The sequence below is a fragment of the Leminorella grimontii ATCC 33999 = DSM 5078 genome, assembly GCF_000439085.1.
In the GTDB taxonomy this organism is placed as follows: Bacteria; Pseudomonadota; Gammaproteobacteria; order Enterobacterales; family Enterobacteriaceae; genus Leminorella; species Leminorella grimontii.
The window spans coordinates 61,447-75,267 of sequence record NZ_KE392226.1 but is presented as its reverse complement, the minus strand read 5'-3'; the positions used below and the strand labels follow the sequence as shown (position 1 = coordinate 75,267).

The window sequence follows — 13,821 nt, the reverse complement described above, 5'->3', positions numbered from 1 at the left end:
TTCCACGCTATGGCAGGCAGTAGCGCAACCCAGTCGACGTCGCTCACAGTTTCAGCAACGCTGCTTGCTACCTGTAGCGCCGGTTCAACCACCAACGGCGCTACAACCTTTGGCACGCTGGACTTCGGCAGCCGCTCTCTCATATCACAAAGCGTCGTCGTCGTCGGCCAGGCTAACGCCGGCGCGGTGACGGTGCAGTGCTCCAGCGGCGTCAGCTACCGCGTCGTGCTCAGCGGCGGCAACAGCGGCAATACCGCCCAACGCTATATGCTTGGCAAAAACGCCGGACAAACGCTGCCTTACAACCTGTACAGCAACGCAGCCTACACCAGCGTATGGGACAGCGTCAGCGGCGTAACCCGCACGGCGACCGGCCAGCCGGAAGTGCTTCCGGTTTATGCGCGCGTCCCCGCGCAAAACGCTCCCGTTGCGGATACCTACCAAGACACCGTTCAGGTCACCGTAAGCTGGTAAAGAGGAGAAGACGGCGATGCCTACGTTCAGTCAGACGCTTCGACGCGCTCTCCCGCTCGCACTTTTAAACGCAGCCCTGCTTAACGGCGCCTACGGGGAAACCATCAGCACGCAGCTGCAGGCCAGTGCGACCGTTACGGCGGGGTGCGCCTTGGGCTCAGGCGGCTCGGGGAGCGCTTCATTCGGCACGCTTAACTTCGGTAACGGCATTACCACCCTTTCCACCCCTATCGACGTTGCCTCTACGGCGAACGCCGGCTCAATCTCGCTAAGGTGTACTCCCAGCACGCTGGTAAAAATCGACATCGACAGCGGGCTTTACGCCGGCGGCGTCATCGGTTCAGGAAGAGCGATGAAGCACGCCACTCAGAGCGGCACGCTGAAATACCAGCTTTATCAAGACAGCGTGCGCACCGTGATATGGGGCAACGGCAGCAACGGCGGCCAGTCGATGAGCTTAACCACCGACGGCACTCAACAAAACGTCACTATCTATGCTCGCCTGTTTTCGCTGCCCGGCATTCCGGCCGCGGGCCAGTATAGCGATACCGTCATTATTACTTTTACCTATTAATACAGTGAACGTTGGATAACATAATGATTAATCTAAAAACATTGACTCTGGCCTGCCTTCTGGTTCCGACGTGCGTAAACGCGGCCTCGGTGCTCATCTCCCCTATCGATCCGGTCATTGAAAGCGACCAAAACGGCGCATCGCTCTGGCTCGAAAATCAGGACAGCAAGCCCGTCTACATGGAAATTAAAGCGGTTCGCTGGGAGCAGCGCAGCGGTGAAAACGGCTATGCCAAACAGAGCGAGGTCACCGTAAGCCCGCCTTTCGCGCTCATCTCCCCCGGTAAGCGCCAGCTTATCCGGCTGATAAAAAACCAGGCCGCTCCCGCGGGTCAGGAACGAGCTTACCGCATTTTTATCGATGAAATTCCTCAGGCGGCCAATGAAGAAAAAGGGGGAGCAAGCGCTGGCGTCAACTTTCAAATGCGCTACTCCATTCCCCTGTTTGTCTACGGTACGGGCCTGACTGCCAGTCAGGAATACGCAAAAGCCAAAGGGCTTACTTCCGCTCTGCCCGCGCTTAGCTATCGCCTGACGCAGGGCAAGATTGAGGTCAAAAACGACGGTGCGGTGCACGCCCGATTATCAAAATTGACTAATGCCAACGGAGGCGTGCTGATTGACGGCCTGGTCGGCTACGTCTTACCCCATTCAAACGTAGCCTTTCCGCTCCCCAAAGGAAAAAATCCGGCAGGCGGCGCGCTACAGGCAACGGTAAACAGTGAACGGGAACCCGTACGGCTGACGCCGCGTTGATGTGACGCTATGCCCCGTCAATTCAGGCGTTCATCGCCGCTCGCCGTCGGCTCTGTCGCGCTACTGTCTTTACTGACAGCAGCGGCCTTCGCCAATTCGGAACAAGAGCCGTCGATTTCCGACGACGGCGTCAAAGCGCCAAGGGCAGTCGGTGCGCTGCCCGATATGTCCCTGATGTTGGAGCCGGTCATCAACGGTCGGCCCGGCCAGAACGTGCTGGCGGTGGACTACAAAGACGGCCACTACTATATCTCCGCCTCCGAGCTTAGCCGCCTGGGGCTTCCCGTCGATGCGTCAAGTACGGAAAAAATAGCGGTCGATGAAATAAAAGACGTCACCGTGACGTACGAAGGCGAAAGCCAGAAGCTGTTTATCAGCGTTCCGACAGAATGGCTGCCGGAGCAGCGGCTGTCTGCGTCAAGGCTCTCGTCGGCGGCGGCGGCGGAAAACCCGCTGGGGCTTTTGCTCAACTACGACATCTACGCCAGCCATTCGTCAGACGATTCAAGCCCGGATGCGGTTTCTGCCTACACCGAACAGAGGGTATTGGGACTGTTCGGCTCGCTTTCCAACAGCGGGGTTTACAATCAGCATATCAACGGCGAAAGCGAGGACGAGAATAACCATCGCTATCTTCGCTACGATACGGTGTGGCGCTATGACGACGAACCCCGCATGCTCAAGTATCTCGTAGGAGACGCCATCACCGGTTCGCTGCCGTGGAGCAGTTCGGTTCGCCTCGGCGGCGTGCAGATCTCTCGCAACTTTTCCGCCAGGCCCGATTTGATAACCTACCCCTTGCCGCAGTTCGCGGGGCAGGCCGCCGTCCCCAGCTCCGTTGACGTCTATCTGAACAACTACAAGTACACCAGCGCTAACGTCAACCCTGGCCCCTTCACCGTTGAGACCGTGCCTTACATCAACGGCGCGGGCAATGCGACGGTGGTCGTAACCGACCCGCTGGGGCGACAGGTTAACACCGTCGTCCCCTTTTACGTTTCCAGCTCGCTGCTAAAACCCGGCCTGACGGACTTCAGCCTGTCCGCCGGTAAAATCAGAAATAACTACGGCATTAAAAATGCCGACTACGGCGCTAACGCTGCCAGCGGCATCGGGCGCGCGGGCCTGACGAGCTGGATGACGCTGGAAGCTCGGGCAGAAAGCGCGGAAAAGCTGAACGTAGGCGGCCTGGGCGCCGTAATTAAAGTAGGGAACCTCGGCGTCGTCAACGGCGCTTACGGCATCAGCCGCTCCCGCCCCGGCGCCTTTAGCGCGTCAGAATCAGAAATGGATGACGCCAGCCAATCCTCGTTCTACAGCTCAAAGCAAACGGGCCGACAGCGCTCGCTGGGCTACGCCTACACGCAAAACTACTTCAGCGTCAACGCGCAGCAGATAGACCGCAGCGACGGCTATGGCGATTTGTCCAACTATCAAAGCGGCTACCGGCTGGACAAGCGCAGCCGTCAATTGACCGGCAGCGTCTCTCTTCAGCGCTTTGGCTCCGTCGGCGTCGGTTATTTTGACGTCACGCAGTACGACGACAGCCGCCTGCGGCTGCTCAACGTCTCCTACAGCACGACGCTTTTTAGCAACAACAGCCTGTATGCATCGATGAACCGTGAAATAGGTTCGTCCGGATACAGCGCGCAAATCACTATCAGCATTCCGTTCAATGCTATGGGCAGCGCGACCGTCACCTCCAGTCGGGATACGGAAAACCGCTGGAGCCATCAGGCGACCTACAGCAAAGCCGCGCCTACCGACGGCGGCCTGGGCTGGACGCTGTCCTACGCCAAGCGGCCAAACGACCAGTCTGACTATAAGCAGGCCAACCTCGACTATGCGGCCAACGCCTACCGGCTACAGGGCGGCATTTACGGCGATCGCGATGAAACCTACTGGGGAGAGATCAGCGGGTCGCTGGTCGCCGTGAAGGGCAACCTGTTCGCTTCAAAAACCATCAACGACGCCTTTGCGCTGGTTTCGACCAACGGCTATGCCGGTGTCCCCGTTCGCTACGAAAACCAGCCGCTGGGAAAAACCGACGACGACGGCTACCTGCTGATCCCCTCCGTAACCGCCTACGCGGAAGGGAAATATGAAATAGACCCGATGGGCCTGCCGGTTGACGTTCAAATACCAACGGTTGAACAGCATCGTGCGGTGAAGGGAAGCGGGGGAACCGTTATCGAATTTCCGCTGCGCAAGGTCGTCGCCGTCACCTTGACGCTGGTCGATGAAAATAGAACGCCACTCCCCAGAGGCAGCCTGGTGCGTCAGGAGGGGCAAGAAGACATCGCCTACGTCGGCTGGGACGGAGAAACCTACCTTGGCAACGCCGCCGCCGACAATGCGCTGCGGGTGACCCGCGCCGACGACGGGCGTCAGTGCCGGGCGAGCTTCGCCCTTCCTGCCCCTATTCCCTCCGGCTGGACGCCGGGCGAACTTATTTGCAAAGAGAGCCTCAGCCATGACTAAGAAAACGGCGCTACGCGTTTCGTCCCTCGCCTTCGGCCTGTTCTTGTGGGCGACGCTTTTTATTCCCGTCGCCAGCGCGGCCTGCAGCATCACGTCGCCGTCCACCCCCATCAGCCTCGGCACGGTTAGCGCCTTTAATATCAATAATGCGCCGCTGTCGTCGTCCGGCGCGGGCGGGATGGGCTGCTCCGGCCTTAGCGTCGGCATCCTGTCGGAAAACACCTTAACCGGTAAAATACTGACGTCCAGCGGGCAGTTCAATCTGGTCAACGAGCAGAACGCCAACTACAAAATTCCCTACGGCCTGTATGCCGATAAAAACTATCAGTACCCGTTTACGCTAAGCAATACCATAAACTACGGCTCTTCCGGGCTTAACCTGCTGTCGCTTATTTTCGTCAGCAGCGGATTTAACGTCACGCTTTATGCCAGAACTTTCGCTAACGCGGCGACACCGGTCCCCGCCGGAACCTACAGCGACACCCTAACCGTTCGTTGGACCTACCACATGTGCACCGCCCTGCTCTGCTTGGGCTATGAAGACGGCAACGATATCAGCACGATAAAGGTCACCGTCGTTGTCACCAAGGACTGTAAAATCGACAGCGCGCAAAATATCGCCTTCGCCCCCAGCGCGCTGGTCGACGGCTTTACGCCCGTCACGCCCACGGTCGCGCTGACCTGCTCGCTCAATACGCCCTACACCGCCTATATCAATAACGGCACTTACTACAGCGCGCCGTGGAGAAGAATGAAAAAGAGCAACGCCGAAAGCTACCTTCAATACAACCTTTATGCGCCAAACGACTCCACGGTCTGGAGTAACAGCACGCCGCTTTCAGGCAGCGGCACGGGCTACAGCCAGACCCTTTCCTACAGCGCCCGTATCAACCCTAACCAGCCGGCCGCACCGGCAGGGAGCTATAGCGATACGCTGATGTTTGTTGTGGAGTATTAGAAGAGGGTTCCCATTTGAGAAAAAAGAAAGCTCTGGAAATTTCCAGGGCCAAAAGCTATTTCATCAATTTCAAATCAGCCTTTCGGTGCTTCTTTTACTCTTGATAAAAGTTTTCATGTGAATCCAAACTAAGAAGATACAGCTCGATTTTGTGTTCTATCCAGCTGTAGCCAAGTAACGCCAACTGATTATTTAACTTAAACTTATGTACTCTCAAATAGCTGAGATCGCCTTTCTTCTGCTCCCCTAGCTCGGGGTTGTCTAAGATCTTATCGATCTCGTTTTCGACTATTTGCTGCAGTTTTTCAGGTAGTTTATCCAGCGCCTTTTCAAAACGGTTTGACTGATAAACGTCAATCTCCTGATTTTGGGGTCCTTCTGACATATCGACTTACCTTATGGTTATCGACTTCGCCCTTCGCCAGCAGGGTTTCAAGAATGAAGCTATACGGCAAATCAGGGTTATCTTCAGCGATGCGGCCGATTTTAGCCCAATGCTCAATTTGCTTAGGAACACTTCGACTCGAAGCCTCTGCATAGATCTTAACATCTGTAACGAAGTCATCGTCTAAACGGATGCTTGTGGCCATATCTATACCTTTACTGTGATGAGTGCGTAATTGTGTGCGTGTTCAACACACATACAGATTATCGCGTTACATCGCATTAAGCAACAATTTGTCGCATTAAATCTCTTCCAAAAAAGTAAAAAAGCCGCAACGTTATCCGCTACGGCATTCATTATTAACAAACAACCACTCTTTCGATAAGAAAACCCACTACCGATACGTCGGCAATATATTCAGCGAAGAGAGAATATGCGCCAGCATGGCCAGCACGCCGAAGGCGATAACGACGTACACCAGCGGCGTGCCGCCCCAGGTGCGGAACATCGGGTTGCCGAACTTGACGCGGGAGGCCTTCGCCAACAGCGCCGGAACGATAATCGCCCACACCGCAAACGCCAGCCCGGCATAGCCAATCGCGTAAAGAAAGCCGTTCGGATAGATTGAGCACAGGATGGCAGGCGGCACGTAGGTCACCAGCGCCGTTTTAGCACGTCCGCCGTTATCGTCCTTGAATTTACACAGGTCGGCAATGTAGTCAAACAGCCCCAGCGTCGCGCCCAGCATTGAACTTGCCACCGCAAAGTTGGCAAAGAAGGTCAAAATGACGTCCATTGACGCGCTGTTGAGGATCCCGCCCATGGCGGTAATAAAGACGTCAATATTGCCGCCCTGTGCGATGATGGGCTTAAAGTCGAGGCGGGAAATGTTGCCCATCGTGCAGTAAAGCCAAAACGCATAGAGGAACAGCGCAAACAGCGTGCCGATAAGAATACAGGAAACGATGCGCTTCGGATCTTTACCGTAGTGCTTCACCAGGCTCGGCACGTTGCCGTGAAATCCGAACGACACGATGCAAAACGGCAGCGTCATCAGCAGATACGGCAGATAGCTTGTGCCCGCCGGCGCCATGACGTCCATCAGGTTGTCGACCTTCACGTAGCCCAGCAGGCTGGCGAAGGTCATAAAGAACGCAATGAACTTGCCCAGCAGCAGGATAGTCGTGATGCGGCTTACCGCGGTTGAGCTCCACCAGACGATAAAGGCAACGACAATAGTAAAAATAACCCCGGTGACGCGAGACGACACCCCCACGTTCATATAGTGCGTCAGGGTTTGGGAAATCACCGCCGCACTGCCGGATATATAGGCGTAGGCGAGAATATAAAGGACGAACGCGAAGGTAAAGTTGGTCACCAGGTTCCAGAATCTGCCCAGCAGATCTTTGGTTAAGGTGTCGAAACTGGCGCCGACGTGATAGTTAAGGTTGGCTTCAAGCAGCATGAAACCAGCCATAATCATAACAAAACAGGTAACTACGAGGACCACTAAAGCCCACGAAAACCAAATACCGGACATGGCCACCGGCAACGAAAACATACCGGCGCCGACGACGGTCGCGGTTGTAATCATCGCCCCGCCGATCACCGATTTGCTTTTACTCTGGGCAGAGCCTTGATTCTCTACGCTGACCGTCATAATCGATTCCTTTATTGCGAATTTTAAGTGGAAAAAATCTATTCATGACCTACAACAGCTCCAGACGACGGCGCCCTTCATCCGCCCGGATGAAGGGCGCTTCCTTTACTCCACTAGTGGGAAAACGCCTTATTTGAGAGGCTCAAAGCGAGCGGTGAAGAAGCGTAGGAACTTCGGCTCGTACACCATCTCCAGCCCTTTGATATTCTCGCGGTTCTTGTACAGGCGAATAACCGACTCAGCGACGATATCTAGGTGAGCGTAGGTGTATACGCGACGAGGAATCGTCAGACGAACCAGCTCCAGCTTCGGCATGTGGTTCTTGCCGGTCTTCTTGTCGCGCCCGGCGGAGATGATGCCACGCTCCATGCTGCGAACGCCGGAGTCGATGTACAGCTCTGCCGCCAGCGACTGCGCCGGGAACTGTTCCTGCGGCACGTGCGGCAGGAAGGCTTTGGCGTCCAGGAATACCGCATGTCCGCCAACCGGCCGAACGATCGGCACGCCGGCCTTGGTCAGCTTGTCCGCCAGGTAGTAGCACTGGGCGATACGGTGCTGGATATAGGCGAAATCGACGGACTCGACGATGCCGCGCGCCATGGCTTCCATATCGCGCCCCGCCAGGCCGCCGTAAGAAGGCATGCCTTCATACAGCACGACCATTTCACAGGCCTTCTGATACAGCTCGTCGTCGTTCATGCACAGGAAGCCGCCGATGTTGACCAGGCAGTCTTTCTTGCCGCTCATGGTGCAGCCGTCGGAGTAGCTCATCATCTCCTTCAGGATGGCCGCGATGGTGGCGTCCTTGTACTCCGGCTCGCGCTCTTTGATGAAATAGGCGTTTTCAACGCAGCGGGTTGCGTCGTACATCACCAGAATGCCGTTTTTGCGGCACAGCTTGCTGACTTCACGCATGTTGGCCATGCTGACCGGTTGGCCGCCCGCCAGGTTGACCGTCACGGCCAGACAGACGTAGGGGATCTTGTCGGCGCCGACCTCGTTAATCAGCTTTTCCAGCTTAGCGACGTCGATGTTGCCCTTAAACGGCAGCTCTTTTTGCGAGTCGTGCGCTTCGTCGATGATGATATCAACGAAGGTCGCGCCGTTGCGCTCCTGATGGGCGCGGGTGGTGGTGAAGTACATGTTGCCCGGCACGTAGTCGCCGTCTTTAATCAACAGCGAAGAGAGCAGGTTTTCCGCACCGCGCCCTTGGTGGGTCGGAACCACGTGCTTGTAGCCGTAGTATTCGGCAACCACGTCCTGCAGATGATAGAAGTTGGCGCTGCCGGAGTAGGCTTCATCACCCAGCATCATACCCGCCCACTGGTTGTCGCTCATCGCGGTGGTGCCGCTGTCGGTCAGCAGGTCAATATAAGTTTGTTTAGACTGCAGCAGGAATGTGTTGTAACCAGCATCTTTAATATACTGTAAGCGCTGCTCACGGGTGGTCATTGCGATAGGTTCAACGACTTTAATTTTATAAGGTTCGGCTGGATATGACATTATACTTTCCTCATTGGCTATTTTATTAATAACGTTTATTTCGGACGCTTTCATTCTTGCTTTTTACGTTATCTTTTCAATAGCGTGGGGCAACGTCATTTAACTCTTTCCTGTAACCTTATTATTACGAACATCATTCTAATAATATTTCATTTAAATACCGAGCCGCATCGCTTTCTTTATCTCCATCGCTTCCCTTTTCGTGACCCGGATCATGCTTTAGATTAAACGCGTGACTGTGATTACATTTTAGATGTCGTTCCGACACCTTATTTTTTATGTACATAATATTTTACACTGAGAAATGAAATTAAAATCATTACATATCATATAAATAACAAAATAATGACTGAGTATCATAAATTTGAGAACCAGATCGGTTGACTGAATGGGCTTAAAATGGTTATCTCGCGAGGGGTATTTTTTAGCCAAGCTGATTGGAATTCAAAACTAAAACTTAAAATAGCAAGTTATTTAGAAATAGATATGGATATAAATTACATTCATAAAATAACAATGACTATTTTATGAATACTCGCACTTTATATTAATTCAGAATTAATATAAATAATGCATAACGCTTGGTATAGTTTATTTTCTGTGATATTCATAACCCTATACTTCTTTAATACTATCTAATATGCGAGTAACACATGACAAATTATGATTTATATGGTTTTTCAGGAAATTGTTTAAGTGAGGCCCGTGATTTATTATGTTCATTATTAAATATAAATTTCCATGAAAGAGACGGTACCTATCAGGGTGGAATCTATTTTCTTTCTGGTGATCGGAGGCATGAACACTTTATGCTGAAAGAAAACGTCGATCCCTTTGATGACAGCCCGGAGGAAGTAGAATTTTCGGACTATAGATATCTTCTTTACGTTAACGATACGTCCAGACCGCTTGAACTGAGAGCTAACATCCTAAGTTCAGATAAGTTTATCCTACTTCGAAGCGAAAGCCTTCGTTAACAGTCGGGTAAAGAATTATTTATCTTCCCCAGTTTTTACTAAAACTAAAAAAACCAACGTCACCTAGGCACAATACGGACAAAACAAATTATCCATAAAATCATCTGGATTAGCATTTTCATCAGGCAAAAGAACGGTGATTCTGCCGTGTTTTTTACACTCGATTTCTTGAAAGCCCCCCAGTTCAGTGAGACAGCTAAGCTCCAGATCGCTCCAACCACACCAAGGGCAACATTGGATATCGGCATCCGTATTCGCAACAACCTCCAGCGTCCAATTACATTCGCCGCAGTGAATTTTATGAATAGTTTTTGCCTTCGTTAAAGTTTTAACCTCCGGTCTCATTACAATGCCTTTTAGGTTAAACAACATAAAGGCCGTACCCGTTAGGGACGGCCTACTAATCAGAGCGACTGGAATAAGGCTTAAACCTTTGCTTCAGCCTTGGTTAAGAACTCAAGCGCCATTGTCGCAACCCTGTTGCGTTCTGAACCCGCATCCTCTTTGTGCGTTACCCTTAATAGCTTTTCGATGATGGAATCTCTGTCTATCGGTACATTTTTATCGCACAGCTTTACGACCACTTCACCAATCATTTGCTGAATTGACTCTCTTGCGCTCGCCATAGTCCACCTCATCGATTAATGGAATCACCATTAAGCTATAACAGCCTCTCTTATTCAAGAGGTAATAGAGAGAAACGTGCGTTGCGCCATAGAGAGAAATGGCGCACGGAAATGCCACTTTATCACCCTTAAATTGCCCTCTTTTTACACACTCTCGGCGATATTCACGCGCTTTAGCATTCCGCACGATGCCTTTCTCCCCTTTTTCCCACCCGCTAAGCTATGGTGAAAAAAAGACAAAAAAATCCCGCGCGGGAAACCCAACGCGGGACGTTATTAGCGAGCTAAGGCGTTAGCGAATTACGCCTGGCCCTTAACTTCTTTCAGGCCGTTGAACGGCGCGCGGTCGCCCAGCGCTTCTTCGATACGAATCAGCTGGTTGTACTTGGCTACGCGGTCAGAACGGCTCATAGAACCGGTCTTGATTTGGCCAGCCGCAGTACCTACCGCCAGATCGGCGATGGTCGCGTCTTCGGTTTCGCCTGAACGGTGAGAGATAACGGCAGTGTAGCCGGCGTCTTTCGCCATCTTGATAGCAGCCAGAGTTTCGGTCAGAGAACCGATCTGGTTGAACTTGATCAGGATAGAGTTCGCGATGCCTTTCTCGATGCCTTCTTTCAGGATCTTGGTGTTGGTGACGAACAGGTCGTCGCCCACCAGCTGGATTTTGTCGCCCAGAACCTTGGTCTGATAAGCGAAGCCAGCCCAGTCAGACTCGTCCAGACCGTCTTCGATAGAGACGATCGGATACTGCTTGGTCAGCTCTTCCAGGAAGTGAGTGAACTCTTCAGAAGTGAACGCCTTATTGCCTTCACCGGCCAGAACATACTTACCGTCTTTGTAAAATTCAGACGCTGCGCAGTCCATCGCCAGAGTGATGTCTTTGCCCAACACGTAGCCAGCGGCCTTAACGGCTTCAGCGATAACGGCCAGCGCTTCCGCGTTGGAACCCAGGTTCGGCGCATAGCCGCCTTCGTCGCCAACGGCCGTGTTCATGCCCTTGGCCTTCAGCACTTTCGCCAGGTGATGGAATACTTCAGAACCCATGCGTACGGCTTCTTTCAGCGTTTTAGCGCCAACCGGTTGGATCATGAATTCCTGGATATCAACGTTGTTGTCGGCATGCTCGCCGCCGTTGATGATGTTCATCATCGGCAGAGGCATAGAGTATTTGCCCGGAGTGCCGTTCAGCTCGGCGATGTGTTCGTACAGCGGCATGCCTTTTGATGCGGCAGCGGCTTTCGCAGCGGCCAAAGACACGGCCAGAATGGCGTTAGCGCCGAAGTTGGACTTGTTCTCAGTACCGTCCAGCTCGATCATGATGCGGTCAATGTTGGCTTGGTCTTTTGCATCTTTACCAACAACGGCTTGAGCGATTGGGCCGTTAACGGCGGCAACCGCCTTCAGAACGCCTTTACCCAGGAAGCGAGACTTGTCGCCATCGCGAAGTTCTAACGCTTCACGAGAGCCGGTTGAAGCGCCTGACGGCGCAGCGGCCAGACCTACAAAACCGCCTTCTAAATGCACTTCCGCTTCAACGGTCGGATTGCCACGAGAGTCGATGATTTCACGACCGAGCACTTTAACGATTTTGGACATTCGGTTTTTCCTCTAGTCACACGTTGATTTTTCAACAAACTGTAGACAACGACGGCCAGGCCGTCACGCGTCCCGCTCCTGTTGGGGCAATAAACGCCAGGATGCTATCGCTGGCGTTTTGTTGCGTTGCCCTTAAGTGCGGGCCTTCCTGAAAATATTTAACTCTCTGACCGCGCTTAGTCGCACTCGCCGCCCCGGCACTTTTGATATTCGCCGGCGGCCTTAACGAAGCCGGAGAACAGCGGATGACCGTCTCTCGGCGTTGACGTAAACTCAGGGTGGAACTGACTGGCGACGAACCACGGATGGTCCGGAAGCTCAATGATTTCCACCAGCTTGTGGTCAGCGGAACGCCCCGCAACCCGCAGCCCGGCCGCTTCAATCTGCGGCAGCAGCATGTTGTTCACCTCATAGCGGTGACGGTGACGTTCTGAAATTGTCGGTGCGCCATACAGCTTACGCGCCAAACTGCCCTCGGTTAAATGGCACGGCTGGCTGCCTAAACGCATGGTGCCGCCCAAATCGCTCTCTTCCGTACGGACTTCCACGTTCCCTTCTTCATCGCGCCACTCAGTGATGAGCGCGATAACCGGGTACTTACAGTCTGGCACAAATTCGGTCGAATTGGCGTCGGCCATGCCGACAACGTTTCGGGCAAACTCCATCATCGCAACCTGCATGCCCAAACAGATGCCCAGATAGGGCACTTTGTTCTCGCGCGCATAGCGTGCGGCAATGATTTTGCCTTCCACACCGCGGTAGCCGAAACCACCGGGAACCAGAATCGCATCAAGACCGGAGAGGATTTCTTCACCCTTGGCCTCAACGTCCTGCGAATCGATTAGCTTTATATTAACGCTGAATCGATTCTTCAGTCCACCATGCTTTAATGCTTCGATGACAGATTTATACGCATCGGGCAGCTCAACGTACTTGCCGACCATGCCAATCGTGACTTCGCGGGTCGGATTGGACTCTTCATAAATAACCTGTTCCCACTCGGCCAGATTGGCTTCCGGGCAGGAAAGATGGAATCTCTTACAGATGAATTCGTCAAGACCCTGAGATTTGAGCAGCGCCGGGATCTTATAGATGGAGTCAACGTCTTTAAGAGAAATAACCGCCTTCTCCGGCACGTTACAGAACAGCGCAATCTTGGCGCGCTCGTTGGCCGGGATGGCGCGATCTGAACGACAGACCAGAATATCCGGCTGAATGCCGATAGACAGAAGCTCTTTAACAGAGTGTTGAGTCGGCTTGGTTTTCACCTCGCCGGACGCCGCCATATAGGGCACCAGCGTCAGGTGCATGAACAGCGTTTTCTCACGGCCGATTTCCACTGCCATTTGGCGAATGGCTTCCAGGAACGGCAGGGACTCGATATCGCCCACGGTACCGCCGATTTCCACCAGCGCTACGTCGTGACCTTCTGCGCCGGCGATGACGCGTTCTTTAATGGCGTTAGTAATATGGGGAATAACCTGCACTGTAGCGCCCAGATAGTCGCCGCGGCGCTCTTTGCGCAGCACGTCCGAATAAATGCGGCCAGTGGTGAAGTTATTGCGGCGGGTCATCTTGGTGCGAATGAAGCGCTCATAGTGGCCCAAATCCAGATCGGTTTCCGCACCGTCCTCGGTAACAAACACTTCGCCGTGCTGGATGGGGCTCATGGTACCCGGATCGAGGTTAATGTAGGGATCCAACTTCATCATTGTGACGTTTAGGCCACGAGCCTCAAGAATAGCGGCAAGAGAAGCGGCTGCAATGCCTTTGCCGAGTGAGGATACAACCCCACCTGTTACGAATATATAATTAGTTGCCATGCTGAA

13 protein-coding genes are annotated in these 13,821 nt (G+C 53.3%); 5 read left to right on the top strand and 8 right to left on the bottom strand.

Annotation, left to right across the window (positions count from 1 at the left end; genetic code table 11):
* Positions 1-9 precede the first annotated feature (9 nt).
* The 5 genes from G544_RS0118295 to G544_RS21030 are packed head-to-tail and all read left to right on the top strand — an operon-like array spanning position 10 to position 5,242.
* Complete coding sequence (locus G544_RS0118295) at positions 10-474, top strand: Csu type fimbrial protein (protein ID WP_036024629.1); 465 nt, start codon at positions 10-12, stop codon at positions 472-474.
* 16 nt (positions 475-490) lie between these two features.
* Positions 491-1,048: a Csu type fimbrial protein gene (locus G544_RS0118290; protein ID WP_027275919.1), complete on the top strand. Its 558-nt coding sequence runs from the start codon at positions 491-493 to the stop codon at positions 1,046-1,048.
* A 23-nt stretch (positions 1,049-1,071) separates the two neighbouring features.
* On the top strand, positions 1,072-1,803 hold the full coding sequence (locus G544_RS0118285) for a fimbrial biogenesis chaperone (protein ID WP_027275918.1): 732 nt from the start codon (positions 1,072-1,074) through the stop codon (positions 1,801-1,803).
* Between the two features lie 9 nt (positions 1,804-1,812).
* Positions 1,813-4,284 (top strand): fimbria/pilus outer membrane usher protein, encoded by a 2,472-nt coding sequence (locus G544_RS0118280; protein WP_071783425.1) that lies wholly within the window; start codon positions 1,813-1,815, stop codon positions 4,282-4,284.
* Positions 4,277-5,242 (top strand): Csu type fimbrial protein, encoded by a 966-nt coding sequence (locus tag G544_RS21030; protein ID WP_051155832.1) that lies wholly within the window; start codon positions 4,277-4,279, stop codon positions 5,240-5,242. The genes G544_RS0118280 and G544_RS21030 overlap by 8 nt, the downstream gene beginning before the upstream one ends.
* A 94-nt stretch (positions 5,243-5,336) precedes the next feature.
* On the opposite strand, the gene G544_RS0118270 is transcribed toward G544_RS21030, so the two are convergent.
* From G544_RS0118270 to pyrG, 8 genes are all read right to left on the bottom strand, one after another.
* Positions 5,337-5,627: a type II toxin-antitoxin system RelE/ParE family toxin gene (locus G544_RS0118270; RefSeq protein ID WP_027275916.1), complete on the bottom strand. Its 291-nt coding sequence runs from the start codon at positions 5,625-5,627 to the stop codon at positions 5,337-5,339.
* Positions 5,596-5,832 (bottom strand): ParD-like family protein, encoded by a 237-nt coding sequence (locus G544_RS21910; protein WP_071783424.1) that lies wholly within the window; start codon positions 5,830-5,832, stop codon positions 5,596-5,598. The genes G544_RS0118270 and G544_RS21910 overlap by 32 nt, the downstream gene beginning before the upstream one ends.
* Positions 5,833-6,021: 189 nt before the next feature.
* A complete protein-coding gene (gene mtr / locus G544_RS0118260; RefSeq protein WP_027275915.1) occupies positions 6,022-7,290 on the bottom strand; it encodes a tryptophan permease in 1,269 nt (422 codons plus the stop codon).
* 126 nt (positions 7,291-7,416) lie between these two features.
* The gene (locus tag G544_RS0118255; RefSeq protein WP_036024623.1) at positions 7,417-8,790 is read right to left on the bottom strand and encodes a tyrosine phenol-lyase; all 1,374 of its coding nucleotides are present in this window, start codon (positions 8,788-8,790) and stop codon (positions 7,417-7,419) included.
* Between the two features lie 1,040 nt (positions 8,791-9,830).
* On the bottom strand, positions 9,831-10,112 hold the full coding sequence (locus tag G544_RS0118245) for a hypothetical protein (RefSeq protein WP_211218915.1): 282 nt from the start codon (positions 10,110-10,112) through the stop codon (positions 9,831-9,833).
* Between the two features lie 80 nt (positions 10,113-10,192).
* Complete coding sequence (locus tag G544_RS0118240; RefSeq protein ID WP_027275911.1) at positions 10,193-10,393, bottom strand: hypothetical protein; 201 nt, start codon at positions 10,391-10,393, stop codon at positions 10,193-10,195.
* Between the two features lie 300 nt (positions 10,394-10,693).
* Positions 10,694-11,992 (bottom strand): phosphopyruvate hydratase, encoded by a 1,299-nt coding sequence (gene eno, locus G544_RS0118235; protein ID WP_027275910.1) that lies wholly within the window; start codon positions 11,990-11,992, stop codon positions 10,694-10,696.
* 176 nt (positions 11,993-12,168) lie between these two features.
* On the bottom strand, positions 12,169-13,815 hold the full coding sequence (gene pyrG / locus G544_RS0118230) for a glutamine hydrolyzing CTP synthase (protein ID WP_027275909.1): 1,647 nt from the start codon (positions 13,813-13,815) through the stop codon (positions 12,169-12,171).
* Between the last annotated feature and the right edge of the window lie 6 nt (positions 13,816-13,821).

Coding starts and splice junctions, on each gene's coding strand:
- G544_RS21030 (WP_051155832.1), top strand. CDS start 4,277: ATGACTAAGAAAACGGCGCTACGCGTTTCGTCCCTCGCCTTCGGCCTG.
- G544_RS0118270 (WP_027275916.1), bottom strand. CDS start 5,627: ATGTCAGAAGGACCCCAAAATCAGGAGATTGACGTTTATCAGTCAAAC.
- pyrG (WP_027275909.1), bottom strand. CDS start 13,815: ATGGCAACTAATTATATATTCGTAACAGGTGGGGTTGTATCCTCACTC.
- G544_RS0118245 (WP_211218915.1), bottom strand. CDS start 10,112: ATGAGACCGGAGGTTAAAACTTTAACGAAGGCAAAAACTATTCATAAA.
- G544_RS0118295 (WP_036024629.1), top strand. CDS start 10: ATGGCAGGCAGTAGCGCAACCCAGTCGACGTCGCTCACAGTTTCAGCA.
- G544_RS0118280 (WP_071783425.1), top strand. CDS start 1,813: ATGCCCCGTCAATTCAGGCGTTCATCGCCGCTCGCCGTCGGCTCTGTC.
- G544_RS0118240 (WP_027275911.1), bottom strand. CDS start 10,393: ATGGCGAGCGCAAGAGAGTCAATTCAGCAAATGATTGGTGAAGTGGTC.
- G544_RS21910 (WP_071783424.1), bottom strand. CDS start 5,832: ATGGCCACAAGCATCCGTTTAGACGATGACTTCGTTACAGATGTTAAG.
- G544_RS0118255 (WP_036024623.1), bottom strand. CDS start 8,790: ATGTCATATCCAGCCGAACCTTATAAAATTAAAGTCGTTGAACCTATC.
- G544_RS0118285 (WP_027275918.1), top strand. CDS start 1,072: ATGATTAATCTAAAAACATTGACTCTGGCCTGCCTTCTGGTTCCGACG.
- eno (WP_027275910.1), bottom strand. CDS start 11,992: ATGTCCAAAATCGTTAAAGTGCTCGGTCGTGAAATCATCGACTCTCGT.
- G544_RS0118290 (WP_027275919.1), top strand. CDS start 491: ATGCCTACGTTCAGTCAGACGCTTCGACGCGCTCTCCCGCTCGCACTT.